The organism is Halorhabdus rudnickae (assembly GCF_900880625.1).
GTDB lineage: Archaea > Halobacteriota > Halobacteria > Halobacteriales > Haloarculaceae > Halorhabdus > Halorhabdus rudnickae.
The window spans coordinates 74,993-100,514 of the sequence record NZ_CAAHFB010000006.1 but is presented as its reverse complement, the minus strand read 5'-3'; the positions used below and the strand labels follow the sequence as shown (position 1 = coordinate 100,514).

General features: G+C 63.5%; 32 protein-coding genes and 1 pseudogene. 10 read left to right on the top strand and 23 right to left on the bottom strand.

Going from position 1 to position 25,522, the window contains the following annotated elements; all coding sequences use genetic code 11:
* Positions 1-177: 177 nt before the first annotated feature.
* The 4 genes from BN2694_RS15410 to BN2694_RS15395 all read right to left on the bottom strand — a co-directional run bounded on the left by BN2694_RS15410 (position 178) and on the right by BN2694_RS15395 (position 4,481).
* The gene (locus BN2694_RS15410; RefSeq protein WP_135667201.1) at positions 178-2,034 is read right to left on the bottom strand and encodes a DUF2070 family protein; all 1,857 of its coding nucleotides are present in this window, start codon (positions 2,032-2,034) and stop codon (positions 178-180) included.
* A gap of 47 nt (positions 2,035-2,081) precedes the next feature.
* Entirely contained in the window at positions 2,082-2,630 is a 549-nt protein-coding gene (locus tag BN2694_RS15405; protein WP_135667199.1) for a GMP synthase subunit A, read from the bottom strand.
* A 73-nt stretch (positions 2,631-2,703) separates the two neighbouring features.
* Positions 2,704-3,765 (bottom strand): sensor histidine kinase, encoded by a 1,062-nt coding sequence (locus BN2694_RS15400; protein ID WP_135667767.1) that lies wholly within the window; start codon positions 3,763-3,765, stop codon positions 2,704-2,706.
* 125 nt (positions 3,766-3,890) lie between these two features.
* The gene (locus BN2694_RS15395) at positions 3,891-4,481 is read right to left on the bottom strand and encodes a DUF7097 family protein (protein WP_135667197.1); all 591 of its coding nucleotides are present in this window, start codon (positions 4,479-4,481) and stop codon (positions 3,891-3,893) included.
* 81 nt (positions 4,482-4,562) lie between these two features.
* On the opposite strand from BN2694_RS15395, the gene BN2694_RS15390 reads away from it, so the two are divergent.
* Both BN2694_RS15390 and BN2694_RS15385 read left to right on the top strand, forming a co-directional pair.
* Complete coding sequence (locus BN2694_RS15390; protein ID WP_135667195.1) at positions 4,563-4,937, top strand: DUF192 domain-containing protein; 375 nt, start codon at positions 4,563-4,565, stop codon at positions 4,935-4,937.
* 169 nt (positions 4,938-5,106) lie between these two features.
* Entirely contained in the window at positions 5,107-6,645 is a 1,539-nt protein-coding gene (locus BN2694_RS15385; protein WP_135667193.1) for a (R)-citramalate synthase, read from the top strand.
* 110 nt (positions 6,646-6,755) lie between these two features.
* Here BN2694_RS15385 and BN2694_RS15380 read toward each other — a convergent pair whose 3' ends face one another.
* Entirely contained in the window at positions 6,756-8,807 is a 2,052-nt protein-coding gene (locus tag BN2694_RS15380) for a histidine kinase N-terminal 7TM domain-containing protein (protein WP_135667191.1), read from the bottom strand.
* 231 nt (positions 8,808-9,038) lie between these two features.
* Here BN2694_RS15380 and sugE point away from each other — a divergent pair, with 231 nt between their 5' ends.
* The gene (gene sugE, locus BN2694_RS15375; RefSeq protein WP_135667189.1) at positions 9,039-9,362 is read left to right on the top strand and encodes a quaternary ammonium compound efflux SMR transporter SugE; all 324 of its coding nucleotides are present in this window, start codon (positions 9,039-9,041) and stop codon (positions 9,360-9,362) included.
* Between the two features lie 107 nt (positions 9,363-9,469).
* Here the strand turns inward: sugE and BN2694_RS15370 are convergent, their stop codons facing one another.
* Positions 9,470-10,144: an HAD family hydrolase gene (locus BN2694_RS15370; protein WP_135667187.1), complete on the bottom strand. Its 675-nt coding sequence runs from the start codon at positions 10,142-10,144 to the stop codon at positions 9,470-9,472.
* 120 nt (positions 10,145-10,264) lie between these two features.
* Between BN2694_RS15370 and BN2694_RS15365 the strand changes: the two genes are divergently transcribed.
* On the top strand, positions 10,265-10,780 hold the full coding sequence (locus BN2694_RS15365) for a redoxin domain-containing protein (protein ID WP_135667185.1): 516 nt from the start codon (positions 10,265-10,267) through the stop codon (positions 10,778-10,780).
* An 85-nt stretch (positions 10,781-10,865) separates the two neighbouring features.
* Positions 10,866-11,291, top strand: coding sequence for an arsenate-mycothiol transferase ArsC (locus BN2694_RS15360; RefSeq protein ID WP_135667183.1), 426 nt, complete (start codon positions 10,866-10,868; stop codon positions 11,289-11,291).
* Positions 11,292-11,306: 15 nt separating this feature from the next.
* On the opposite strand, the gene BN2694_RS15355 is transcribed toward BN2694_RS15360, so the two are convergent.
* The 4 genes from BN2694_RS15355 to BN2694_RS15340 form a co-directional block, all read right to left on the bottom strand.
* A complete protein-coding gene (locus BN2694_RS15355) occupies positions 11,307-11,642 on the bottom strand; it encodes an ArsR/SmtB family transcription factor (protein WP_135667181.1) in 336 nt (111 codons plus the stop codon).
* Between the two features lie 75 nt (positions 11,643-11,717).
* A complete protein-coding gene (locus tag BN2694_RS15350) occupies positions 11,718-11,957 on the bottom strand; it encodes a thioredoxin family protein (protein WP_135667179.1) in 240 nt (79 codons plus the stop codon).
* A gap of 44 nt (positions 11,958-12,001) precedes the next feature.
* Positions 12,002-13,156, bottom strand: a complete 1,155-nt coding sequence (locus tag BN2694_RS15345; RefSeq protein ID WP_135667177.1) for a permease — start codon at positions 13,154-13,156, stop codon at positions 12,002-12,004.
* Between the two features lie 126 nt (positions 13,157-13,282).
* Positions 13,283-13,819: a bifunctional nuclease family protein gene (locus BN2694_RS15340; RefSeq protein ID WP_135667175.1), complete on the bottom strand. Its 537-nt coding sequence runs from the start codon at positions 13,817-13,819 to the stop codon at positions 13,283-13,285.
* A 172-nt stretch (positions 13,820-13,991) separates the two neighbouring features.
* Here BN2694_RS15340 and BN2694_RS15335 point away from each other — a divergent pair, with 172 nt between their 5' ends.
* The gene (locus BN2694_RS15335) at positions 13,992-14,237 is read left to right on the top strand and encodes a hypothetical protein (RefSeq protein ID WP_135667173.1); all 246 of its coding nucleotides are present in this window, start codon (positions 13,992-13,994) and stop codon (positions 14,235-14,237) included.
* A gap of 35 nt (positions 14,238-14,272) precedes the next feature.
* Here BN2694_RS15335 and BN2694_RS15330 read toward each other — a convergent pair whose 3' ends face one another.
* The 8 genes from BN2694_RS15330 to BN2694_RS15295 all read right to left on the bottom strand — a co-directional run bounded on the left by BN2694_RS15330 (position 14,273) and on the right by BN2694_RS15295 (position 18,723).
* The gene (locus tag BN2694_RS15330; RefSeq protein ID WP_135667171.1) at positions 14,273-14,530 is read right to left on the bottom strand and encodes a DUF3194 domain-containing protein; all 258 of its coding nucleotides are present in this window, start codon (positions 14,528-14,530) and stop codon (positions 14,273-14,275) included.
* Positions 14,527-14,925: a prefoldin subunit beta gene (locus tag BN2694_RS15325; protein ID WP_135667169.1), complete on the bottom strand. Its 399-nt coding sequence runs from the start codon at positions 14,923-14,925 to the stop codon at positions 14,527-14,529. Before BN2694_RS15325 ends, BN2694_RS15330 begins: the two co-directional genes overlap by 4 nt.
* Positions 14,926-14,989: 64 nt before the next feature.
* Positions 14,990-15,634: a hypothetical protein gene (locus BN2694_RS15320; RefSeq protein WP_135667167.1), complete on the bottom strand. Its 645-nt coding sequence runs from the start codon at positions 15,632-15,634 to the stop codon at positions 14,990-14,992.
* 110 nt (positions 15,635-15,744) lie between these two features.
* Positions 15,745-16,026: a KEOPS complex subunit Pcc1 gene (locus BN2694_RS15315; protein ID WP_135667165.1), complete on the bottom strand. Its 282-nt coding sequence runs from the start codon at positions 16,024-16,026 to the stop codon at positions 15,745-15,747.
* A 15-nt stretch (positions 16,027-16,041) separates the two neighbouring features.
* On the bottom strand, positions 16,042-16,176 hold the full coding sequence (locus tag BN2694_RS15310; protein WP_135667163.1) for a DNA-directed RNA polymerase subunit P: 135 nt from the start codon (positions 16,174-16,176) through the stop codon (positions 16,042-16,044).
* A gap of 1 nt (position 16,177) precedes the next feature.
* Positions 16,178-16,459, bottom strand: a complete 282-nt coding sequence (locus BN2694_RS15305) for a 50S ribosomal protein L37ae (RefSeq protein ID WP_135667161.1) — start codon at positions 16,457-16,459, stop codon at positions 16,178-16,180.
* A gap of 144 nt (positions 16,460-16,603) precedes the next feature.
* Positions 16,604-17,323, bottom strand: coding sequence for a DUF2103 domain-containing protein (locus BN2694_RS15300; protein WP_135667159.1), 720 nt, complete (start codon positions 17,321-17,323; stop codon positions 16,604-16,606).
* Positions 17,324-17,391: 68 nt separating this feature from the next.
* The gene (locus BN2694_RS15295; RefSeq protein ID WP_135667157.1) at positions 17,392-18,723 is read right to left on the bottom strand and encodes an MFS transporter; all 1,332 of its coding nucleotides are present in this window, start codon (positions 18,721-18,723) and stop codon (positions 17,392-17,394) included.
* 127 nt (positions 18,724-18,850) lie between these two features.
* On the opposite strand from BN2694_RS15295, the gene BN2694_RS15290 reads away from it, so the two are divergent.
* Entirely contained in the window at positions 18,851-19,120 is a 270-nt protein-coding gene (locus BN2694_RS15290) for a hypothetical protein (RefSeq protein ID WP_135667155.1), read from the top strand.
* A gap of 109 nt (positions 19,121-19,229) precedes the next feature.
* On the opposite strand, the pseudogene BN2694_RS15285 reads toward BN2694_RS15290, so the two are convergent.
* From BN2694_RS15285 to pth2, 5 genes and pseudogenes are all read right to left on the bottom strand, one after another.
* A pseudogene (locus tag BN2694_RS15285) lies at positions 19,230-19,627 on the bottom strand (helix-turn-helix domain-containing protein).
* Between the two features lie 135 nt (positions 19,628-19,762).
* On the bottom strand, positions 19,763-21,127 hold the full coding sequence (gene truD / locus BN2694_RS15280) for a tRNA pseudouridine(13) synthase TruD (RefSeq protein ID WP_135667153.1): 1,365 nt from the start codon (positions 21,125-21,127) through the stop codon (positions 19,763-19,765).
* 96 nt (positions 21,128-21,223) lie between these two features.
* Positions 21,224-21,928 (bottom strand): archaeal proteasome endopeptidase complex subunit beta, encoded by a 705-nt coding sequence (gene psmB, locus BN2694_RS15275; protein ID WP_135667151.1) that lies wholly within the window; start codon positions 21,926-21,928, stop codon positions 21,224-21,226.
* The gene (gene psmA / locus BN2694_RS15270; RefSeq protein WP_135667149.1) at positions 21,925-22,662 is read right to left on the bottom strand and encodes an archaeal proteasome endopeptidase complex subunit alpha; all 738 of its coding nucleotides are present in this window, start codon (positions 22,660-22,662) and stop codon (positions 21,925-21,927) included. Before psmA ends, psmB begins: the two co-directional genes overlap by 4 nt.
* Positions 22,663-22,756: 94 nt before the next feature.
* The gene (gene pth2, locus BN2694_RS15265) at positions 22,757-23,095 is read right to left on the bottom strand and encodes a peptidyl-tRNA hydrolase Pth2 (protein WP_135667147.1); all 339 of its coding nucleotides are present in this window, start codon (positions 23,093-23,095) and stop codon (positions 22,757-22,759) included.
* 108 nt (positions 23,096-23,203) lie between these two features.
* Here pth2 and BN2694_RS15260 point away from each other — a divergent pair, with 108 nt between their 5' ends.
* The 3 genes from BN2694_RS15260 to BN2694_RS15250 all read left to right on the top strand — a co-directional run bounded on the left by BN2694_RS15260 (position 23,204) and on the right by BN2694_RS15250 (position 25,521).
* Positions 23,204-23,962, top strand: coding sequence for a Yip1 family protein (locus BN2694_RS15260; protein WP_167880063.1), 759 nt, complete (start codon positions 23,204-23,206; stop codon positions 23,960-23,962).
* Positions 23,963-24,040: 78 nt separating this feature from the next.
* Positions 24,041-24,628 carry a dCTP deaminase gene (dcd, locus tag BN2694_RS15255; protein WP_135667143.1) on the top strand — a complete coding sequence of 196 codons (588 nt, stop codon included), beginning with the start codon at positions 24,041-24,043 and terminating at the stop codon, positions 24,626-24,628.
* Positions 24,625-25,521 (top strand): thiamine-phosphate synthase family protein, encoded by an 897-nt coding sequence (locus BN2694_RS15250; protein WP_135667140.1) that lies wholly within the window; start codon positions 24,625-24,627, stop codon positions 25,519-25,521. Before dcd ends, BN2694_RS15250 begins: the two co-directional genes overlap by 4 nt.
* Position 25,522 lies beyond the last annotated feature (1 nt).

Here is a 25,522-nt window from a genome sequence, read left to right as displayed (position 1 = left end):
CGAAAACGGCACATGGAGATTTGAACGAGAGGGCACGCAGCCCGCGCAACGAAGTGAGCAGGACCGTGACCGCGTTGTTCAAATCGCTCCCTCGGCGTTTTCAATCCAGTACCGGCGAGTGTCCTCTATCGTTCCTGACAGTGCAGACAGTGCACTGTGACGAGTCGATCTAGCCGCTCACGTCAGGAGGAACACCAGGAGGCTGATCGTGACGACGACGACGACGAACAGCCCCGCCATGGCCGCGCCCATCGAGACGACGGCGTTGGCCGTACTCGCGAGCGTCTCGGTGCGGTCGTTGCCGAAGACCGTCACCTCGGACTGCTCGCTGGCCATCCCGGCCTCGACCGGTTCCAGATCTTCGAGTGCGTCTCCGACCAATTTGTCGATCAGCGTGACCAACTCATCCTCGGGGATGGCGTCCCCGACCTGGTTCTCGGCCTCGACGGTGTTGACGATGTGAGTATCCGAGGTCATCACTTCAAGCAGGTCGACGTCGTCGACGGTGTCGGTAATGCGCTCGCGTAGCCCCGGTTCCATGTTGTTGCCGTCAACGAGGACGTAGCCCGTCGAGTGACCGCCGACCTCGACGACGGCGACCCGAATGCCGAGCGGGCCGATCCCTTCCTGGGGGTCCCAGGGTGTTTCGTCGGCTGCGATACCGAGCCGAACCGGCGCTTGCTCGGCGTCTGCGAGGCGTTTGCCGAGGCGTTCGGCGCCGTGGATCAGGTCGAAAGAGCGCTCGCCACCCGGGACGACGTGGCCCAGATTTGGTCCGTCGAGACCGTTGTTACAGTTGTGGGCGTCGATCAGCAGGATATCATCCAGGTGTCCAGCGCGCGCCTCCGCGCGCGCCGAGAGCCCGACGGCGTACTCGATATCGTCAGCGAACCCGGGCGAGAAGGTGGTCGTCACCAGAGCGTCGTCGCCGAAGGCCTGTCCGGTCAGCGTTGCCTCGCCCTCCTCGAGTCGGTCGCCGGGGGTTGCTTTCTCCCCGTACTCGATTTTGTCCTGAGCGCGTTCGACCGCGTCGAGGATGGTTTGGACCTCACGTTCGGTGACGAGGTTGAAGTCGTGGCCGGCGGTGGCGTGGGGTGGAAAACCGAGTCCATCGGCCTCCTCGGCGACGCGCAGCGGCAGGTTTCCGCCGCCGATCTCGCCCATCGGCCCTGGATGGATCATCGGCAGCACGAAGCGGGCCTTCTCGGGACCGTCAGGGTGGCGGAACGAAAGCACCGTCACCGGGACCAGCGCCTCCTCGCCGATTTCCTCGAAGAAGCCTTCGAGTTCGCGCGAGCCTTCGGCGATGTGGCCGATGAATCCCCGGAGGAAGTCCAGGGCGCTCACGCCGAGGCTCCGTCGCCACGGCCGGTCGATCACGACCAGGAACAGCCAGACTGCACCGGCATAGAGGACACAGAGGACGACGAGCAAGGCGAAGTCCCCGGGGAGAACGACGAGCAACTCCGGCGGGGCCGCGTCCGGGCGCGAGAGATACGAACGCGTCAGTGGGCCGCCGATCTCGAGGTAGCGCATCGTTCCGCTGTAGACGAACAGGAGGACGGCGGCGACGCCGGTCTGGACGCTCGCGGGGATCGCTGCGACGGGGAGGCGGTGACGCGAGATCGCCATGACGATCAACAGCCGGAAGGCGAAGATCGCCGCCAGCGCGAACAACAAGGCGTTGAAGACGAATATCTGACCGAGCGGCGTGAAGACCGAGATCACGCTCGCTCCCATCAGCACACCGATGACGAGTAGTTCACAGCCGAGCGCGAGCAGCGATGCTCGATTGGGCGTCAGTTGACCGCCGAGCATTCGGTCGATCGGAGGCGTGAGGACACTGGCGACGAGTGTCGGAAAACCGATGTAAAAAATCCCCTGCCAGGCGTCCTCAAGGATGTACCGTGAGTCGAACGCTGCCAGGCCGGTGAGTGCGGCGATCAGCAGTGCGAAGGTGATCGAGGAGTACCATCGTGGCGCGCGGAAGATATACCGCGAGAGTCCAGCAAGATCTCCCTGCGTGGCCGTCATTGCTACGACTGGATCCCCCGATGGGGTTAAACCTGTCTCACCGCTGCTCACTCACAGACTGTGCGAAAGTTCTCGAAGACGGCTTGGCCCTCCTCGGTGTGGGCCACTTCGGGATGCCACTGGACGCCGTAGAGATCTCGGTCGGTGTCACTCATCGCCTCGACCGCACAGACGTCGGAGGTCGCCGTTCGCTGAAAGCCCGTCGGCACCTCTTTGACTTCGTCTGCGTGACTCGCCCACACGCGGGTTTCGGGCGCCAGCGAGCCAACGAGGGGATCGTCCTCTTCGAGGATCTCGACGGTCACGTCGGCGTAGCCACCGTACTCCCCGGCACCCACCGTGCCACCGAGTTCCGTGGCCATGAGTTGCATCCCGAGACAGATTCCGAGGATCGGTACGTCCAGATCGAGATACGTGGGGGAATTGCCGATCCGATCCATCGATGGTCCTCCCGAGAGCACGAGTCCGTCAGCGTCGATCTCTTCGGGGGGTGTCGTGTTCTCGATGAGGTCGACGTCGACGCCGATGTCGCGTAACGCCCGCTGTTCGAGGTGCGTGAACTGGCCGTGATTGTCGATCACGTCGATCCGGGTCATGGACGCCGATAGCGTCCTACCGGATAAATATCCCCGGAAACACCGGGCGTCCCGAGCGTACGCCGCTATGGCTCTAGAACCGTTCGTGACTGGTCGGCATGGCTCGACGCAATCGCAAGGTCACGACGCAGGTGTCCTCGGACTGCTCGAGTTCCAGTGTGCCGCCGAATCCCTCGACGATCCAGTTGACGAGCCACAGACCGAGTCCTTCGCTGTGCTGGAGTGGCGTTTCGGTCCCCGAGTTGAGGGGTTCGACTTCGGCGGCGGGGAGATGGCCGTTGACGTCGACGATCCGGACGACTGTCGACCTGGGACCGGGGTGTTCGACCTCGATCCGCAGAACCGTTTCGCTCCCGCCGTTGGCGATGGCCGTCTCGAATACGTTCTCGATCGCGGTTTCGAGCATCCAGTCGGCGCTGACCCACGCCGTCTCCGGGAAGTCGGTTTCGAAACGCACTCCGGGATGGGCTGCCCTGGTGGCCCGCACGCGGCGGTCGACGATCTCGACGGCGTCGATCGGATGACGGCGACGCCCTTCGCCGGTGACGGCGACCTCGATCTGTTGGGCCTGTTCGGACAGTTCCACCATCTCGTCTACCTTCCCGCGGATCGATCTGACGTGTACGCGTGCTGGTCCCGAAACCTCCGATTCGAGTTCGTCGAGTTGGCCGAGGATTACGGTCAGGTCGTTGCGAAGGTTGTGCCTGAGTGCCCGAGAGAGAACCTCCGTACTCTGGGTAAGCGTCCGCGTCGATCGCTCGAATTCCCGGACGATCCCGACGACGCCCCCACCGGTACCACCGATGACGATCGAACTGGCGAGCAGCGCCGACCCTGTCGACCCGAGGTCTGTGACAGCTCTCAATCCGACCAGGAGGTCCGTCACCGTTACCACGCCGATGCCGAGTCCCACGTGTGTCGCGACCCGCCAGACTTGTTCGCCCCGCAGTCGACACGACCGGAGCCAGACGCCGGTGGCAGTCAAACCGACCGCAGCGAGCAACCCGAGCACTGCAACCGTTGTCTCCGTGGTGGGTGTCCCACGATGGGTCAGGGCCGGGACGAAAAGTATGCCAAGGACGACACCCGTCCCCGTTACGTAGTTGATCCCGAGTGCTCGCTTTGTCGCTGTCATCCTCTCCACCTAGGTAGCGTCTCCGACGTGTCACTTAGGCATACGTCTGAAATTATCACATGTGAAAACTGCGTCGCTCGATACGCCCGACACTTTCCAATCCTCAGACATTCCGACCCCGTCGTTCACCCGTCCTTGCGCCGTTCGGCCGCCGACTCGAAGGCCAGCTCCGCGCGTTCCTGGCTTCGGCGTTCTTCCCGGGCAGCCAGTGCCGCGAGAGCAGGGGAGGCGGGATCATCCAGATTCGCCCAGGAGTCGTGAACCTTTGCGTGACACCATCGACAGAGGTAGACCGTGATCTCGTGGCTCACCTGGGCGTCCGTCTCGTCACCCGCAGTCGGGGTCGGACCGTCGGCCTGATCGGGTCTGCCGTCGGCATAGGAGAGGTGGTGCTCTTCGAGCAGCGGTCGGTCGTCGGTGTGGGCTGACCGTCGTTCTTCGAGTCCACACCGGACGCACTCCCGCTCGCGGTTGCGCGCCCGCATGTGCGGGCAGTCCTTCCAGTCCCACGGCCCCGACAACCCCGTCTCGTCCGGGTCGCCGACGACCGGACACTGGAACTCCCTCTCGCTCAATACCTCCGCAAAGTCCCGATCGCGATCGCCGTGTTCGACCGCGAACCGACAGCGGCCCTCGTCGGTGCAGTAGTCACATCGGTCGACGTACGCATAGGGATCGTCGACGCCGACGGTCGTCCCCGCGTCCGTCTTCTCCATGGCACTCCGGCTAAGACAAAGCCCTTCAAAAGCCCATCGGCGTCCCAAAGGCGTTAGTCCGCACCCACTGTAGGGTCCGACATGCGTGTCGTTCACGATCCGGCGGGGGACGGCGACGACGAAGGCGGGCGAACTGTCCTGGCGACCGACGTCGCCGTCGCGGACGACGCTCTGGCGAAGCTCCGTGGACTCCGGTTTCGATCGTCGCTCCCGGACGGGTTCGCACTCGTGTTTCCCTTCGAGGGGGTCGGCCGCCGGGACATCGACATGCTGTTCGTCCGGACGCCGATCGACGTGCTGTGGTTGGTCGAGGAACGTGTCGAGCGCGTCGATCGGCTTCGGCCGTGGCTCGGCTTCGGGCTGGCAAAAGCGGACTGCGTGATCGAGTTACCCCCCGGCGTCGCCGCCGATGTCTCGACTGGCGATCGCGTCTTTCTAGAGGATGACGGTGAGTGACTGTCGACCGGCCCGCGGACGCCGTTGTGTTCCGCCGGGACCAATATCTTCATCAATGTCGAGCACATTTCCGTGAGTACAATGTCGGAACACCCGACGAGCGAGGATAGAGGAAGTCGCCGCAAGGCGGCTGGGCGCGAAATTCTCCCAGCGTAGCGAGGACCGAATTTTGTCAGGACTGTTCGGCGAGCACCCGGCGACCCAGCCACTCGAATCGCTGACGAACGTCGGCCTGCTCGATACGACGCTTCGAGACGGTGAACAGGCACCCGGGGTATCGCTCTCGCCCGCGGAGAAAGCACACATTGCCCGCCGACTCGACGCCGCCGGCATCGACGTGATCGAGGCCGGTAGTGCCGTCACCGGGCCGGGCGAGCGCGAGACGATCCGCCGCGTGGCGGACCTCGACCTGGACGCGACGGTCACCAGTTTCGCCCGGAACGTCGAGAGCGACGTCGACCTCGCCTTGGACACCGGCGTCGACGGCATCCACCTGGTCGTCCCGGCCAGCGACCGCCACATCGAGGATAAAATCGGGACGACCCGCGAAGACGTGATCGCCGACACCGCCGAGCTGGTCGAGTACGCCGTCGATCACGACCTCTGGGTCGAGGTGATCGGCGAGGACGGCTCCCGCGCCGATCTGGACTTCCTCGAGGAGCTCATGCGTGAGGCTCTCGACGCCGGCGCCGATCGGGTCTGCTATGCCGACACCGTTGGGCATGCCACGCCCGACCGGACGCTGGATGTCGTCTCCCGACTCGCCCAACTGGGGCCGACGAGCACTCACACCCACGACGACCTCGGGCTGGCGGTCACCAACACCCTGGTCTCGCTCGCTGCGGGTGCCGATCTCGTCCACGGGACGATCAACGGCATCGGCGAGCGGGCCGGTAACGTCGCTTTAGAGGAGGTCGCCATCGCCTTAGATCACGGCTATGGCGTCGAGACGATGGATCTCACGCAGGTCCACGATCTCGCCCAGCTCATCGCCAACAAGACGGGCATCCCGCTGGCTCCCAACAAGGCCGTCGTCGGCGAGAACGCCTTCACCCACGAGAGCGGCATCCACACCGACGGCACGCTCAAGGACGAGTCGATGTACGAGCCTTACCCACCCGAGAAGGTGGGTCGGGAACGCCGCCTCGCGCTGGGCAAACATGCCGGCCGGGCTGGCGTGGCCGCGGCACTCGACGAGCACGACGTCGACGTTACCGACGCGGAGCTCGACGCCGTCTTCGAGCGTGTGAAGGAACTCGGGGAACGGGACAAGCGTGTCACTGACGCCGATCTACTCGCGATCGCCGAAGATGTCCAGGATCGCGATCGCGAGCGCCGGATCGAACTCGTCGACCTCAACACGGTCGCCGGGAGCGGCACCCCGACCGCGAGCATCCGCCTGTTGATCGATGGCGTCGAACGCAAAGAGGCCTCGGTCGGCGACGGCCCCGTCGACGCTGCGATGAACGCTGTCGAGGCCGCACTCGGTCACCACGTCGACTGGAGTCTCGATTCCTACCACGTCGATGCCATCACCGGCCAAACTGATGCTGTCGTCACCGTCGAAGTCGAGATGTCGAAAGGCGATCGCTCCGTGACTGTCGCTCGCAGTGACGCCGACATCACCAGGGCCTCCGTCGAGGCCATGGTCGAAGCCATCGACCGACTGGTCGAGACGGAGTCCGAACCGCTGGTCGCTGACGACTAGACTATCTTGCCCTGGAAGGTATATTCGCTAACGGACCTGAGCGTGAGTGGAAAGCCTGGATGTCCGGAGTCAACGTATTTCCCATCCGCTCGCCTCAGGGACGTGGACGATCAGTCTTCGTGTTTTGGCTTCGGCGCTGTACTGGTCTCGATTTCGGGTTCGACGCTCTGGACTTCGAATCGGGCGCCGCCGGATTCGCTTTCGACGGCTCGGATCGACCAGCCGTGAGCGTCGACGATGTTTTGGACGATCGCGAGGCCGAATCCCGTTCCGTTGTCACTGGTCGTATAGCCGCTTTGAAACACCTCGTTGCGCTCCTCCTCGGGAATCCCAGGGCCATCGTCAGCGACATAGAAGCCATCTTCGACCGTCCCGACCCAAATCGCGACGTCCGCTCCGGCGTGATCGATCGCATTCCGGTAGAGATTCTCGAACAACTGCGTGAGTCGGCTTCGATCGGCGTCGATCACCCCTGTTTCTCTCACTTCGAGCGTCGATCGTTTCGTCTCGACGGTCTCCCAGGCGTCGGCTGCGACCGTCGCAAGATCTACAGTGACCGTTTCGTCGACAGTCTGGCCCTGTTTTGCGAGCGTGAGCAAGTCTCCAATGAGGTTTTCTATCCGCTCGTGGGCGGTCTCGATCCGGTCGAGATATTTCTCGTCCCCGTGTACCCGCGCGAGTTCGAGATTCCCCGACGCAACGTTGAGTGGGTTCCGGAGGTCGTGACTGACCGCATTCGCGAACGCTTCGAGGTGGTCGTTGGTCCGCTCTAGTTCCTGTTCTCGTTGATGTCGCTCGGTCACGTCACGAGTGTGAACCACGAGGCCCTCAACGAAGGGGTTGCCGGTGAGGTCTCGGCCGATCGATTCGACGACCCGGACGGAGCCGTCCACGTCTTCGATCCGGTACTCGAAACGGACGATGTCGGTCTCAGTTTCGACAGTGTCGAGTGCCGTTTGCACCCGGTCGCGGTCGTCGGGATGGACGTACATGAGAATCGACGTTCCGAGTAGCGCCCCGGCGTCGTAGCCCAGTACCTGGTCGACCGACGGACTGACGTATTGGACCGTTCCGTCGGTATCGAGAACTGTGATAACGTCCGATGCGTTCTCGATGAGTGCCTGATACCGGTTCTCGATACGTCGACTGTCCGTCACGTCACGGATTGTCAGTAATCGACCGAGTCGGTCGTCGTCCCGGAGCGGTGCGAGACGCACGGTGTAGAACCGCTGTCCGTCGTCGGTCTCGATGACGATATCGTCGTGGGTTTGGCTCTCGGGGTCGGTGCGGGCAAACAGGTGTGCGACCTCCGGTAGTGCCGTCGTCGCCTGCATCCCGATCGCTTCTTCGTCGGCCAGTACGTGTGCCGCCGGGTTCAGATCGACGATTCGGTCGTCCTCGTCGAGGACAACGAACCCATCTCGCATGTTCTCGATGACGGTCGAACGGCCGATCGGAACGACATCAAGCAGCTGAAAGCGAAAGATAGCGTAGCCAACTGCCACTCCCGTAACGGTGAACCCTGTCGGCATCGTGAACAACACGTCCCAGGGCTGACCGCTGCCGTTCACAACGTTTGTCGCCAGCGGGGCGAGTACGCCGACCGTCAGCGCGACCGACTGGCGGCGATAGAGTCGGTCCGACGTCAGTATCATCCACAGGAACAGGCCAGCGCTGGCCAGAACCAGCGTATAGGAGTACAACAGATGGACGTAGTGGTACGCGCCGAAGGTGTATTCGAGGTAGGCCACCCCGTCGCTGGTCGTCGCCCTGACTATCTTGGTCCACATGAGGTCGTGCCACTGATCAGTCGCAGTTACCAACAGCGTCACGATTGGTTCGACGGCGAGTAGCGACACTGTCTCGCGGGTGAGCCACTGCTCGCGGCCCGTATAGGCTACCGCGAGGGCAAACCACGCGCCCGGGACGAGAACGATAGAGATCTGCTCGACGTGTAGCCACAACTCCATCCTGCCGGCAGTCGATGCGATATCACCAACTCCCGTAGTAAGTGTCCACCCCATTGTCCCCATCATCAGGACGCCGAACGCTGTGAGCGTCTTATTCGGCCCCCGGTGCCACCGTACCACAAACGCGTAGATCGCCAGCAGAAGCGAGACGCTCGCGGCGGCAAACGCAACTATGACGCGGAGTTCTTGCATTCGATTTCCTCTGTGACGCGATCGCTCGTGCCTCAGCAAGATCCAGGCCGACTGATCACGACAGCAGACCTGAAGGCTACTTTCCCTGTCGCTATTTCGCTTCCGCTATCGTTGCACCCTGGCTCATTGGTGGGGCAGTCCTTAGCGTTTGTCTTCTGAACGGGCGTTTGCGTGGGGAGTTTCGGCATAGATCACTGCGTTCACATACTGGGCCGGCCTAGCCGAGCGGTAATGTCTTGGTGGATCCTGTTCGTGGCAGGCCTGTTCGAAATTACCTGGGCGATCGGCCTCGAATACTCCGACGGACTCTCGAAACCACTGCCGACACTCGGAACGGCCTTCGCGCTCGTGATCAGCATGGTCTTGCTAGCCCAGGCTGTCAAAGAACTCCCCGTGGGGACTGCCTACGCAGTCTGGACCGGGATCGGGGCCGTCGGGACGGCTTCTCTGGGAATCGTCCTCTTCGACGAACCGGCCACGCTCGCACGGATCTTCTTCATCGGAACGATCGTCGTCGGGATTGTCGGCCTGCACCTCGTCTCCGGTGGCTCCTGATACTGGTGGCTATACGTTCGTAAAGATATCCGGCACACCGTCGTACCGGATCATTTCGAAATGTTATAGCCACCAGTATGAGACGGACTGTTCGATCTATCCCGTTCTCAGTCACTCGCCGGCCGCTTGCCGTCGAGAATAGCTGGTAGCTCCGCGAGGCCGTCGATCTCGTATTCGGGTGTGACCGAAAGTTCCGCGCTCTTGCGATGGGGTCGGCGGACGAACGCCGCGTCGATGCCGGCCGCGTGAGCCGCCTGGACGTCGGTTTCGCTGTCACCCACGTACAGCACGTCCGTGATTCCGAGGTCGTCGATAGCCCGCTCCAGATAGTAGGGTGCGGGTTTCTTCCGCCGGAGGCTCTCGACCGCTGGTCCTCGGCCATGGATCGTCTCGAAGTGCCCCGCGAGGTCGAAGGTCCGCAAGCCGAACTCGACGGTCGCCTGCTGGTTGGAACTCACGACTCCCATCGGACGCTCCAGCTCAGCAAGCGTCCCGATGTCCTCGTAGAGGCCTTTCTCCCCCCGGCGGATGGCGGCCTGCTGGCGTCTGGCCATCAGGCTATCGCGCTCGTGCCAGAAGCGACGGGGATCGAGGCCGTAGTGATCACAGACGGACTGCAGTTTCGGCACTGTGACCCCGATGCTCATCGCTTCGACGTGCTCAGCGGCGGGATCGTGGATACCGACCCGCTCGAAGGCCTCGCGGGCGGCGCGTCGATGGAGGTCCATCTCCGTTAGCTCCATCAGCACGCCGTCGTTGTCGAAGACGACGGCCTCGTACATACGCGAACGTAGTGGCTCCGCCGTCGAGAGCGTTCCGGTCGCGGCGGGTCCCATCGTAGTCGGCCGACGACGGTCTGTCCGGACAGTATTCTCTTATGAGCACACCCCTGAGTGGATGGTATGATCGAGGAGAGTGCGACGGCCCCTGACTTCTCGCTGCCGGGGATCGTCGACGGCCAACCGGCGTACTACAATCTGATGGATCCACTCCGGGAGGGGCGGGCGGCGCTTTTACTGTGGTATCCGGTTGATTTCGTGCCGACGATCACGCCGGATCTTCTCGCCGCCAGCGAGTGGCTCGACCGCGACGATCTGGTCGTCTGGGGAATCTCCTCGGACAGTCTGTTCGCTCACGAGGAGTACGCCGACACGCGAGGCATCGAAATCCCGCTTCTTGCCGACTCCCACGCTACGATCGCCGACGCATACGATGTCGTCCACGAGGAGTTTCGCGGTCACGCTGGTGTTCCCAAGCGGGCGGTGTTCGTCGTCGATCCCGACTGGACTGTTCGGTACGCCTGGAGTCGCGACGATCCGCTCTCGGCGCCAGCGGAGTCCCCGCTCGTCGGTGCGGCAGACGTGCTTACGTCGGTACTCGGAGAGTCAGTCGAGACACCGGATGTCACGTACGAGTGAGCGTGGCTGCGTTGGGGTGACGCTACGGAGTTCGACATCTTGGATATAGTAATCTACTCCACCGACGAGGTTCGAATCGGGATAGATGAAGGACACTGTCACGAGACTGGGGTTCGTCTGCGTGCAGAACGCGGGCCGAAGCCAGATGTCGACGGCTTTTGTCGAGCGGGAGCGGGCGCGCCGCGGCCTCGAAGACGAAGTCGAGATCGTCACCGGTGGGACTGATCCGGCCGAGGCAGTCCACGACGGCGTGGTCGAGACGATGGCCGAGGTCGGTATCGACCTCGCCGATCGGGTGCCCCAGGCGATATCGACGGCGGAACTCAACGAGTGTGACGTCGTGGTGACGATGGGCTGTTCGACGCTGGAACTCGACGCCGACGTCGCGGTTCGCGACTGGGCACTCCCCGATCCTGACGGGGAAGACCCCGAGCGCGTCCGTGAGATCCGCGAGCAGGTCGAGGCCAACGTCCGGGAACTGTTTGCGGATCTGTTCGGCTCGATCGAGTGATCGTCCCCGACGGCGTCACTCGAATTCCCGGATCACGTCGATGACGTCTTCGCCACACGCCGTCGGTCGGTAGGTCACGTAGTTGCCGTCGCGATCCGCGGTGACGAGGTCCGCCTCCTTCAGGACTTTGAGATGGTAGGAGAGTTTCGAGTATTCGATGTCGAAGATCGCGACGAGATCACAGACACACAGTTCCGATTCTCCGAGCAACCGCATGACGAGGACTCGGCGTTCGTCGGAGAGTGCCTCGAAAATGTTCATCGCGGCGTCGAGATCGCTCCCAGCGACGAGCGCTTGGAGCTCGGTCATCGTCTCGGGATCGACCCGATAGTCGTTCGACTGAGAGGACATTCGCGTGTCGGTGTCCAGGAGATCCAGACACAAATCAGTGTCTGCGCAGTGGCCGAGCGCCCCCGGCCAGTTCCGTCAGGCTGACTCGAAGATGTCGACGAGCCGGTCGATGTCTGGGATGTCGCCTTCAATCTCGATCTCGCCGTCGACGGCGACCGCGGGCGTGTGCATCACACCGCGATCGATAATCTCCATCTGCGCTTCGACCTTCTCGACGGTCGCGTCGACCCCGTCGAGTTCGTCGAGGGCTATTTCAACGTTCTGTGCGGTCTTCTGGCACCTGGGGCAGCCAGGGCCGATGACTTCGATTTGCATGGATTGGAGTGTGCATTGGTTCGAATTGGTTTGGTATCGATACCTCAGACGAGCACCAGGCCCCAGAGCAGGCCCGCCATGGTGGCCGCGACCGCCACGAGGCTGACGTACAGGGCCGTCCGCCTGGTGCCGATGGTCTTCCATATTACCAGCATGTTCGGCAGCGACAGCGACGGCCCGGCCAGCAGCAACGCCAGGGCAGGGCCGTCGGCCATCAGGCCGTTAGTGTACCCGAACAACGAGCCGACGATCGGCACTTCCAACAGCGTCGGCATGTACAGAATCGCGCCGATGGCCGATCCGAGTCCGGCCGACAGCACGGTCGTCTGGCCGAAAATCTCCCTGGTCAGCAGTCCGGGCGCGACCTGGTGGGCGACGAAGGTTTCGCCCCCGCTCGTGATCGTCTCTAGGGGACTCATTCCCTGGGCGATGGCCGCGATCGCACCGATGAGTCCGATGACGAACGTCCCAGCGATCAACAGCGGGAATATCGTCCGCGTGAAGAACCATGTCTCCTGGAACCACTCCTCGATCTCTTCGTGATCGAATTTGGCCCACAGCAGGTACCCGAGTACAGCAAACAGCGGCGCGAGCAGCGGTCCCTTGATTTCCCAGGTCAGCAGGCCGGTCGCGGCGATCAGCAGGATCGCAACCTGACTGCCGAAGAAGCCGGTAGTCACCCACGTCGGGCGACGGCCGGTTGCGTGTCCGCCGTCGGTCACCGCGGGTTGTGTTTCGGCGTTCTCGCCGTCCTCGCTCCCGAAGACGAAGGCCATCGTCAGGCCGATTGCGCCGGCCATCGTCACCGCGAAAACGGCTCGTGCGCCACCGAGTGGAAGGCTGAGTGCACTCGCGGTAAACACGATTGCGAGTACATTGATGGCTGGCCCCGAGAAGAGAAAGGCCGTCGCAGGACCGATCCCCGCGCCCTTCTTGTAGAGTCCAGCGAACATCGGCAGGATCGTGCAACTACACACCGCCAGCGCCACGCCAGCGACCGACGCCATCGAGTAGGCGTGCAGTTTTGGCGCGTCCCCACTCAGGTACTGCCTGACGAAATGGTCCGAGAGGACTGCTGAGATTCCTCCAGCGATGAAAAACGCCGGAACCAGGCACGTGATTACGTGCAGCGTCAAGTATGACAGGGTCTCGTCGATCCCTGCTCGGAGTACTTCGACGAGGAGTTCGACCGACGTCACTGTCCAATCACCATTTCAAATAGAGTTAGAATCGTCCTGGAGCATAGGACTTTCGGTTTAAAATAATATTGAAACAGCTGCTGTCCGATCGGGAATACACTGTACCCTAACGTCGGATGAGTATCGTCAGAAATCGAATTCGTCGCGCTCGTCGGGGTCCTCGGGATCGTCGGCCCGCAGATCGGAGGGATCGAGTGCATCGGGATCGTCGACATCGAGGTCTTGCTCGTTATCCGGTTCGAACGCTTCGGGCGGACGACCGGCCTCGTCGATCACTTCGTCGCTGACGACGACCGGGCAGTCCTCTCGAAGAGCGATCGCGATCCCGTCGCTGGGGCGGGCGTCGAAGACCGCGTTCTTTCGGGATCCGTCGACGTACTGCTCGGCATCGATCTTCGCGTAGAAGGTCCCATCCGAGAGGTCGTCGATCCGGACCCGGTCGATCGCGGCGCCGAACTCGGAGATCATCTCGATCAGCAGATCGTGCGTCAGGGGCCGCTCGAAGGGCTCGCTTTCGATGGCGAGTTGCATCGACTGGGCCTGGTCACCGCTGACGAAAATGGGGACGAGTTGCTCGCGGGCGCGCAGTAGGACCACCGGCGCCCCCGCGCCGTCATCGCCGACGCCGACGCCGACCCCCTCGATCGTCGCTTGGTGTTCCATGGCCCCAGGTTGGGCGTGCGAGGTGAAAAGCACTCCCCTGACCCACGCTCGATCGAGACCGAGACAGGATCGATCCCGCCGACGGCGGAACTATACCTGCCTCATCGCTTCCCGTCTGGCCCCCGTTTCCGCTGTCATCGTCTTTTTGTCCGCCGGCCACCAAGGAAACTCGATGAGCGATCTCGTTCCGGAGCGCGAGTACGACCGTGGACAGGCACTGAAAGCGGTGCTCCCGTTTCTCGCGCTTGGCCTCGCGGACCTCCTTTTGCTCCTGTTCTGGGGACTCGATCCACTCTGGGGGTTCATGATACTCCCGCCGATCCTGTTCATCAGCGTCCTCGCCTGGATCGGCTTCCGAACGGGATTCATCGGCGATCGTACCCAGGATCGTGCCGCCCCACTCGAGGACAGTCGCTGATTTATCCGGAGAAAAGATCGTCGACTGCCGGATCCTCACCCGGACAGAAGGTCATCCACCGCCGAACGCGCGGCCAGCGCGGCGTCGTCGGCGACCTGTTCCGAGTCGGCTCTCCCCTCCGGCGCGTCGAGATAGATATCGACTTCGAGTGTGTCGTTCTCGAAGGTCACCGCCACGTCCAGATCTGCGACTGTCGAGCGATCGAACCGAGAGAAGACGACATCCTCGGCAGCTTCAGCGGCAGTCTGGACGACAGTCTCGTCGCTGGGTTCGGCGGTCTCCTCTTCGGTCATGCCCCGCCGGCGCCCGGACCGACGTCGGGGCCGCCGCCGAGGGCACCGCCGCCGCCCCCGAGCATCTCCTGGAGTTCGCCCTGGAGTTCCTCGAACTGCTCTTCGACGCGCTGCTCCTGTTTCTCGAGGGTCTCGACGCGGACCTCGAGGTTGTCGACCTTCTCGGAGAGGTCGTCTTCGGCCTCGTCGTAGTCGGTCTCGACGAGGAGTTCGCCGACTTCCCGGTACATCCCGGTGTCGGGATCGACGTCCTCGAGGGTATCGAGGGCGTTTTGGGCCTCAGTTAGCTGGGTCTCGGCCTGCTGTTTCTGCTGGGCGACCTGCTGGGCCGTTTCCTGGAGGTCCTGCAACTCTTCGAGTTTCTCTTGTGCTTCAGGTGGCAGATTTCCCTGCATATCCCTTGAGTCGGGATCCGTACTGAAAAACCCACTCTTTGGCAGCGACCGTGACGTCATGATTTCATCGCCCGTTTCGATCGTTTCGCTGATGCGTGACTGTCCTGGCGACCGCGCCACCGAGCCCGCCAAGGAGGATCGGATACAGGATCCCCGCCAGGAGGACCCCCCAGAGCGGATCCGGACTGACCGACCCACTCGCGGACAGGCTGCCGTAACTGACCGTGATGTCCCACGCCGTCACGACCACGCCTGCCACCGCGAGCGTGGCGTATCCCACCGCGACCGAACTCCCTGTGAGGATGGCACCCCGAAGGTCGGGAGCGGACCCAACGAACGCGAGCACGAACCCCGCCGCCAGGAGCGTCACGATCGGCACGAGCACGAACCACCGCTCCCAGAGGATTCCCTCTGTAAGCGGGAGTCTTCCTGTCCTCGATCGTCCCAGCCCTGACACTTCCAGCATTACGTCGACGTTGTGGGCCGCATAATAGAGCCATCCCACGACCTGCCAAACTCCGGGTGGATCGATCTGGATGCCCAGTTCTCCGAGACCGCCGATCGTCTCGATGTCGTCGGCACTCAGTGACCCGGCTGTCCGCAGGTAGATCACTGCGAACCCGACGAGGTGCGCGGCCACCCCGCCGACGAACCCCGAAGCAACCGTTCGATACGGGCGGCTCCCGTGCCGCCAGTACCCCGCCGTCATGTGCTGGGACAGGTCGAACCACCGCATAAAACTGCCGACCGAGGACCCAGATTCGACTGTCAGATACAGAGACGACCTCTCTCAGCGGTCCGATAGCCACAGGACCGTCCTCAATCGGGTGGATGGGCGTCCTTGAGCTGTTCACTGGCCGGATGAACCGCCCCAGATTCCTCGGCGACGGCGACGAGTCCCGTCCACGTGTTCAGCCCGGCGCGAAGTGCGATCAGGTCCGCCGCCTCGACGGTCAGCGTCAGCGTGTTGTCTACCCGGCCGATCCGCGTCCGCGTCCGGTCGCCACCGATCTCGCCGATTTCTCGAGCCACACTGCGCTCGACGAGGCGGGCGCTGTCGGGGTCAGAATACTCGAAGGTGAGAACTGCTTCGTGGTCCATCCGACTGGAACCGTCTTACTGGACGCCGATCTCTTTGACGTCGCGGGAACGCTCCTTCAGCAGGACCCGGTGCCCACAATAGGGACAGCGGACGCCGCCGTACTCGTCGAGTTCGACGTCGCGTTTGCAGCGCGAGCACTTGTAGGCCATGTCACTCCTCCTCTGTGGTCTCGGCCAGTGCCGCGCGGATCGACCGCTCGGCGGTCCGGCCACCCGGAGTCTGGGGACTGTAGGCGCCGCCCGTGAACGTGTAGCCGCAGTAGCCACACTCCCAGACGCCCGTTCCCTGCCGCGAGACACGCTCCTCGCCGCACTCGGGACACTCGTGTTCGTCGCGCATGTTCTCCTCGATCTCGGCGACGCGACGTCGGGCGACCCGCCCGTAGCGCGCGCCGAACCGGCCGGCGCTGCCGGTCTCTCCTCGTTCGGCCATAGTACTATCTGATCACGCGAGCGCGCCCATAAACCTGTTGAGTTCGGCCCAAATCCGTACACGATCACCTGTTGAATCGCGCCCCAGATCCGTATCCGACCACCTGTTGAACCGTGGCCGGATTCCAACCCGGCTCGTGACCCATCACTCCGCCAGGTCGGCCTCCCGCAACGCCTCGTTGAGGTCAGCCCGGACGTGTTCGCCGAGTTCTCGATCGCCTGCAGTCGTGACGACGCGGTTCTCCTGGACGCTGGAGCCGTCCCGGATCAGGAGTCGGACGTTGCCGCCCTGATCGGCTCGGGTCGCTTTCGCACGGACGCCGCCACGAGCGCTCGACCCGCTCGCATCGATCGGTCCCGGGATAATCTTCTTGACGTGGGGGTGGCCGGCAACCGTCTCGATCGCTCGTTTGCCGTCTCGATCGCCGATCAACGTCGAGTGGGTGCCGCCGATCTTCTCGGCCGCGCTGGCCTCGACGACTTCCAGGGCGGGTTCTCCGCGGCGCTCGATCACCCGCTCGACTGGATCATTGCCTTCGACGCGGTAACACTCGTAATGCAACTGCGCGCGCACGGCATCGATGACCGTCCGATCGCCCGTGACGTACACTTCTTCGGGGCGCTTGCGGTGGACTTCGTCGACGATCTGGCCGGCGAAGTTCCGTAGTTCGACGCCGTTCAACTCCCCCGTCTCCGGAGTCGTCGTGACGACGCGTCGCCCGAGGATCTCTTCGTCGTCGATCGTCGTCACTCGGGCGCGCTCTCGGTCGAGTTCCAGAACTACCACGTCGGCATTGGCCGTGTGACATACCAGGCAGTAATCGCCCGGGCGGTCGAGTTCCGCGGCGCATTGCCGACACTGCATTCTTCCGGCTCTCGGGGCTCGTGCCGAATAAGCGGGACGATCCGCGAATGTAGCTCAACCGCGAGCGACTATCGATACGCCTCGAACTCCTCGCCGAAGACGAGGAAATAACCGGTCCCGATGACACCGATTACGGCAGCGAGCGTGAAGGCGATTTCCGGACTCACGTAATCCCAGAGGTACCCGCCGATGGCGGCACTCGGGATCACGACCAGGTTCCGGACGAGGTAGTACGTCCCGGTGACCCGACCGCCCGCATCGGCCTCGGCCGGGCCGACGATCAGCGCTTTGTGGGAGGGCAAGCCGGCGAATCGGAGCCCCGAAAAGGCGAAGACGGCGACCATCGCCGTCGCGGTCGCCGGCGCGTTGATGAGGACGACCGGAAAGATCGCATACACCGCAAAACCGAGCGCGACGACGGGCTTGAGGCCGACGTACTCGGCAGCCTTCGCTGCCGGGGCCATCACGAGCAGCGCGACCAGCATCTCGACGCCCAGCAGGATGCCGAAAAAGGCCGCTGGAGAGAGATCGACCGCATAGGAGAATCCGCCCACAGATAGCGTCGTCTCTAGACCCACTTCGGACAAACGTGTGACCACGAGCACGAAGAAGACATAGACCATGCCGTTGGCAAAGCGGACCAGCGTGTCGCCGACCAACAGCGGCCGGAGTGCCGCCGGCATCTCTCGTAAGTCCGCCCGGATCTGTTCGATCCCGGCGAAAGAATCGCCGACCGTGTCCTCGCTCGCGTCGTAAAGGACGTGCTGGACGAGTGTTCCGACCGCGCCGAAGACGACCGCCACCGCGAGGACGTACTGGAAACTCACCGTGAACTCGGGGTGGAGTCCGATCAGAACGGCCGCGAGCACCGGCCCGACGAGAAAGGCCACCCGGCGGAAGGTCTCCGTGCTTGCGAACCCGGCCGCCAGTCGTGAGGGCTCGGTCGCTTGCTTGACGACCGCAAACGTCGCCCCCAGGCCGAAGGACTTCCAGGCCTGGGCCAGCAGCAGACCGACGAAGATCCACACCCAGGGTTCGATCGTGACGCCGGCGATGGTGAACGCATCGAACTGCCCGGCGACCAGCCAGATGGCAAAGCCAAGCGTCGAGAGAAAGCCAAACAGCGTCAGTGCGTACCGCGATCCGATCCGATCGGAGATAGCGCCACCGGGATACGGGAACACCGCCGAGATGATATTCCCGAACGTACCATAGAGGCCGACGACGAACCCCGAAGCGCCCAGTGCAGTCATGTACTCGGGGAGGTAGCGGCTGGTCATCTGAAAGCCCAGGCTGAACGCGAACATCGCAAGCGAGAGCACGAGGACGTCCCGTCGGAGCGCGAAAAACGATCGGAAGGCGTCAATCGGGCCTGCGGTCTCGGCCTGTTCGTCCGGCATATGTCAGTTTCCGACGCCGGTCGCCTAAATTCTTGTCCAGCGATACCTGTCTTCGGTCTCTCTGCTCGACAACCGATACGTCCATCTGATCCGAGGATTCACTAACTTGCCGATAGATCCTTTGAGAATGCTCCACCCGTCTCGAGCAGTATCGCTGGCGTATCTCTGCCTCGGCGTCCTCCTGGCGGTGTGGGGTGCCGTAAGCGTCGGTGAGTCCACTCTCGGTGGCGCGATGGTGCTGGTCGGCGGAATCGTCCTCCTGGTGAGCAGTCTCTATGGACTCGTTCGCTACGAGATCAATCCGATCGTCACTGAATACGGACTACAAACGTACGCACTGCTGGCCGGCGCGGCGATCTTCGCCCTGGGTGTCGTTGTCCAACTGATCGTGACCTGAACAGGGACCGAACACGGTGGAGAGCCACGGCCCCGGTGGCGGCTTGTCGAACCACTCTTTCCGGTCTCAGTGCACCCGACGGCATGGACCACCTCCGAGGCCGTTCACGTCATCGTTCGGGTCGCGGCGCGCCCTCGTAGCGTTCGATTTCGTCGGTCTTCTCCACGCGATCGTAGATCTCCCCCAGCGTGTCTTCGCCCCGAAGCAGTTTGTGCTCCTCTAAGAACGCCCGACCGTCCTCGCTGAGTCCGTAGAACTTGTAGGGGCGGTCGTTGCGCCGCCGATCCTCGCCCAAGAACACTTCTTCGACGATCCCGGCGTCGACGAGTGCTTCGAGGTGCTGGCGGATCGTCGTCCGACTCTTGCTCGGGTTGACGTAGTCGAGTTCCTTCAGCGTCGGCAATCCGTCAGGATGGCCCAAGATGCCCTGCAGTAGCGAGAATCGTGTCTCCTGGGTACGTTGAGCCGGCTCCGGATGGTTTCGAGGTCGCTGGGTGGCTCTTCCATATTCTTGTGTTCAACTGATTCGTCTAAGACCGTTTCGCTCCAATACGAATCGTCTTGAGGAGACATAGAGGAACAGGCCTTACGCACAGACCACGGTCTCAATACTTGGAAATCCACCTGGCGAAACGAGTCCTCTTAGAGGTCCGCGGGATCTGCCTTCGTGATCTCTCGGAGGACGACCGTCGCGTACGACCCTTTCGGGAGCGCAAACGAGAGTGTCAGTGGATCGTGCTCGACGGAGACGTCAGTCCGGAGCAAGATCGCCCGTCGCGTCCCCTTCGAGTGGAACTCGCCCGGCAAATCGAAGTCCGCAGGATTGATTCCCAACTCGTCGAAGACTGCCCGTTCGATCTCACCCGGTTCGCCATCCGCCAGTTCGGTTTTGGTCCCGAGCAGCGGTGCCGTGACGAACGCCCGCCCGCGTTCGCAGTGACGACGGATCGTCCCGACGTTCTCGGCGGTCACGCGCTGGGTCCGGTCGGTGTCCGGCAGTGCAAGCCCGTCGGGGGCGTCGCTGTCGGCGAAACAGACCACGTCGCCAGCAACCGGCTCGTCGAATGGCAGCTCCCGATCTAAGCGTGCCGAGAGGATCCGGTTGAAAGCGTAGGATTGGGCGGCGTTGACGAACAGCCGCTGCAGATTCGTCGGGACGGTTTCCAGTGCCGCCCGGAAGTCTTCGGGTTCCTCGGCGCCGTTTTCGGCAAGTCGATGGCACATCGATCGCTCGTAGCCAAGGCGATTCGGGAGCCGATCGAGTGCGCCCGCCCAGTCTTCAGTTTCCGCAACGAACGCTCTCGCTTCACGAGTATCCTCGCGCTCGCGCTCGTGTGGATTGCCGACGTAGGCGAGGACGGCGCCTTTCCAGTCGCCACGCGCGATGGCGAGGCCGACCTCGTGGGTGACCGGGCGCTCGCTGCCAAAGCGCTGCTGGCCGAAGTAGTTGGGAACGCCGATCCGGATCGATCCATCGTTGGCCTCGGTGCTATGTTCGTCGCCATCGCCGCCGAACGCAGCGAGTTCGTCCAGGATGGCATCGACCTGTTCCGGATCGTCCGGTTCGCTGATGCGGATCTCAAATTCGTTCCCTGCCAGATCTCCGAAGAGGATCGGCCGGCCGCTCCGACCGAGGATCTCGATCTCGACATCAGAGAGGTCGATTGCTTCGAGATTAGCGGGGTCGACCTTCGCGACGGAGAACAGCTGGGTCGTTCGGGCGTGCTTATCCTTTGTCCCGGCCCAGGAGACGCGTTCGCGGCTCATCCCCAGGTGATCCGAGAGGACACTCGCGAAGTCGTTTGTGTCCCAGCCCGACAGCGTCGTCCGGAAGACGACATGCGGGTACGCGCCGGGTTCGGCATCGATCGGCTCGACGTCGAAGGCCTCTCGCTCCCTGACGCCGAAGGCTGCGGGCTCGCGGCGGAGGTGGCCGCCGACGCCGTCGCTATCGCTGACGTAGTACTCCATCCCGACTGCCCGTTCGATGGGGTGTGCCTGGCGCATGTCGAGGGTTCGAACGTCATACAGTGTCCCCGGAAAAGAGCGTGCTGGTCTCCCGCCAGCGGTCTGATAAGGGGATCTAACGGCGGCTCGATCCGCTTAGATCGCGTCGTCGAGGTCGTCGAACTCCTCGATCTCGACGCCCTCGTCGGTGATCTCGGCGATCACGAGCCCGTTGCCGGAGCCAGTGTCGCGCTCGCTTGCGGCCTGGACCGCTTTCGCCGCGAGATCGCGTGCGTCCGCGATCGACATCTCGGTATCGTACTCGCCCTCGAGGGTCCCGTAGGCGAGTTGCATCCCGCTGCCGGTGACGGCGTAATCGTCCGCCATGACGCCGCCGGCTGGGTCGATCGTGTAGACCTGACTGCCCTCGTCGTCGACGCCACCCAGAATCGGGTGGATCGCAAAGAACGGCCCACCGCGGGCGAAGTTACCCGCCAGCGTCGCCAGCGCGTCGATGCTCATCGGATCGCCGTGACGCGTCTCATAGAGGCTGGCCTCCGAACGCAGCGTCCGGATGAACGACTGGGCGCCGCCGACGCTGCCGACCAGCGTCATGGCTGCCGTCGGGTGGATCTGCTCGACCTTGACGACGTTCTTGTTCGAGACGAACCGGCCGCCGAGACTCGCCCGACGGTCGGTCGCGATCACGACACCGTCCTCGGTTGCGAGGCCCACGGTCGTCGTGCCGGTCTTGGTCACGTTCTCCGCGTCGCCTTCGTCGGTCGCGATCGAGCCGAGTTCGGGCGCGTAGGGATCGGGTCGTCCGCTGTCGTGGGGGCTCAAGTTCAGATTGGGGTTCATTCGTCGTCACCTCCGAGCAGGTCGCGCTCTTCGAGGTGCTCCTCGATCACGTCCTGGCTCACGCCGAGGACACCCTCCTCGTCGACCGTCTGGAGGTCGACGCCGTCGGGATCGAGCCCGTCGTCGTTGGGCTCGGCAAGTCCCTCCAGGGCGAGGCCGACGCCCTGTTCGAGCGTCATACCGTCCTCGTAGTTGTCTTCGAAATATTCCTGAATCTCTTCGCGGCCGCCGCCGACTGCAAGTGCCGACCACTCGTAGGGGGTACCCGAGGGGTCGGTCTCGAAGAGTCGCGGCTCGCCGTCTTCCATCCCGCCGACGATCAGCGCGACGCCAAAGGGCCGCGCGCCACCGGTCTGGGTGAACTCTTGGATCGTGTCTGTGATTGCTTTCGTCAGTGACTCGACGCCCATCGGCTCGTCATAGCGCAGGCGATTGACCTGCGAGCGCCGGCGGGCGAAGTCGATGAGTTTGCGTGCGTCGGCCACATGGCCGGCCGACGCGATGGCGATGTGGTCGTCGATCTTGTGGGTCTTCTCGATGCTGTCACGTTCGATCAGCGGCGATCGAGCCTGCCGGTCGGCCGCCAGGACGACGCCCTCTTCGGTCCGAACGCCGACGCTCGCGCTGCCGCGCTTTACGGCTTCACGTGCGTACTCTACCTGGTACAGTCGGCCGTCCGGCGAGAAGATCGTGATCCCGCGATCGTAGGCCTGTTGTTGCTGGTTTCCTTGCATAGTCTCGTGCGTTCACTGCGAGTTAGGGCACGTGATACATAAAGGCTTCAGTAAGAGATAAATAGGGGGATTGAAAGCGGTCGAGCGATCGTGGTCAGTACAGCGAGAGGTCGCCGGTCACACGGTCGATCAGCTCGTCGCGGCCAGGCCCGACCGCCAGCGCCGAGACGGTGCCCGGTTCGAGTTGGGTGTGGCCGGCGTCCCGGACGATCGCGTGGGCGAGTCCCTCGCGTTCGGCGACGTCGGCGAGTTCGAACAGTTGGGACTCGCCGTCGGCCTGGAGGACGACCTTCTTTTGACCCTCGCTTTTCCACTCGCTTCGGTCCCGTCGGTCGGCGTCCTCGTAGGCCGAAAGCGAGGCGTGGGCGACCTGGGCGGCGAGTTTACCCTCGCCCATGTTCAGGTCGGCTCGGGCGACGATTGCCTGTTTCATGTCTCCACTGTCGAAGCGGACTCTCTTATCGCTACTCACTTCGAACGGCGTCGGCTGTCCGGTCGTCAATCAAAAGTAATTTTGTCTCCACCGACAAACGCGGGGGCTGTGTTCCCGCAACTGAAAGCGTTCGTCCTCCGCCCGGAGTCGTGGTTCCGACGCCGCACGAGCGACCTCCACGGCGCTCGCGCGCTCGTCATCGCCTTCCTCGTCGCTATGATCGTCACGCTCCAGGCCGGTGGGTTCCTGTGGCTGGTCTCCGAGCGGATGACCGGCACGATCACTCGGGACAACCCGGACCGACCGCCGGAGTGGATGTGTGACGACGGAGGGGACAGCCCGTTCTCCGGGACCGACATCGGGGAGACGGATGGCACGCCGGCAGGGTGTACCGAACCGAAACAGGAGACAGTCGAGATCGGGACCGTGGTCTGGCAGGAAGCGACCGGGGTATTGCCCACGCTGTTCGTCGGCATGCTGTTGCTCTGGCTGATCGGCGGCGTGGCGATACACCTGCTGATCGGCGGGATCGGAACCGAGGGGACCGTCGGCCAGACGCTCGAAGTCCTCGCCTGGTGTGGCGTCGTCCAGGTGGTGACCATCGCGATCGTGGTCCCGCTGTTGGTGCTCTCGTTGCCGGACGGAGCGCTCTCGGCGTCCGATCCGGAGGCGGTGCTGTCGGCGGTACGGGCGCTCGGGGTCGGACCGATCGGCATACTGACGACGGCGGTCAGCGTCGCTGGCACACTCTGGCAGTCGTACGTGCTTTTCGGCGGCCTCACCGCCGTTCACGAGGCCAGTCGCATCCACGCGGCGTCGGTGTCTGCCCTCTTTGCGATCGTCCTCCTGCTCACGGCTCTCACCTGATCTACGGGCGTTGGTCCCGTCCGAGGACCCGGCGTCCGGATCGGGAACTTTACCCTTTCGCCACTGCAGGATCGGTACATGATCCTCTCCGATGCGGACATTCTGCGACGACTGGAAGCGGGCGACCTCCGGATCGAACCGCTGGACGATCCGGAGTTACAGGTCCAGCCCGCGAGCGTCGACCTCCGACTCGGCCGGGAGTTCCTGGAATTTCAACACGCCAACATCCCCTGTATCCATCCCAACAGTGAGCAGGAGGTCGACGAATACGTCGAGGAGACCGTTGTCGACGAGGACAGTGAGTTCATTCTCCATCCCGGCGATTTCGTGCTGGGAACGACGAAAGAGCGCGTGGCCATCCCCGACGATCTCATCGCCCACGTCGAGGGTCGGTCCTCTCTGGGGCGTCTCGCGATCGTGGTCCACGCCACCGCAGGACTGTGCGATCCCGGGTTCGAGGGACGCATCACCCTCGAACTGTCGAACCTCGGCACTGCCCCAGTGGCACTCAGCCCGGACATGCGCATCTCGCAGTTGACTTTCACCGAACTGACCAGTCCGGCCGACCGGCCGTACGGCGAGGAACGCGGCTCGAAGTATCAGGGTCAGGAGGGCCCACAGGCGTCCCGCATTCAGGGAGACCGAGAATTTGGGGGCGACCAATGAAGTTCGTCGAGGAGATCGTCGTCGAGGAGTTCCTACCGACTTTCCGGTCGATGCTCGCCGAGCGCCTCAGGGATCGTGATCTGACCCAGCGGGAGGTCGCAGATCTGCTCGGGATCAGCCAGAGTGCCGTCTCGAAGTACGCCCACGGCGAGGTCGAGCGCAACGAGACGCTGCTGGCCGATCAGCGCCTCGCTGAGCTAGTCGACCGGCTGGCCGACGGACTGGCCGACGGCGAGATGAGCCGGGTCCAGGCACTGGCGGAGACAGAGGTGTTCGTCCGTCGACTGGAGGAGGGGGACCTGCTATCCCAACTCCACGAGGAAGCGTTCCCCCCACTTGCGGAACACGGCGGGCCGATCGCGATCCACGATCCCGAGAGCCGGGTCCGTCAGTCCGAGCGGGTTCGCTCGTCGGTCCGTCGAGGGCTCGGCATCTTAGAGAACACCAGCGGGTTCGCCGGCCTGATTCCGGCAGTCGGCTCGAACCTCGTGGAGTGTTTGCCCGAGGCGACGGGGATCGACGACGTGGCGGCCGTCCCGGGGCGCGTCCTCGACGTGAAGGGGCGGGCATCAGTCCCCGGCGACCCGGAGTTCGGCGTCAGCGAACACGTCGCAAGCGTGTTGCTGGCCGCCCGCGAGCGGGGCAACGACGCCCGGGCGATGCTAAACGTCGGCTACGAACCGACACTCATCGAGGCGCTGGAGGCGGAGGGATACACCACCGTCGAGTTCGATGCGGACGCCGATCTCGTGGCCGCGTTCGCGGATGCCGGTGACGACGTCGCTCAAGCGGATGTCCTCTATCAGGCCGGCGGGTTCGGCGTCGAACCGATCGTCTACCTGCTGGGAACCGATGCACCGGCTGTCGCCTCCCTCGCCCGAGACCTCGTCTGAA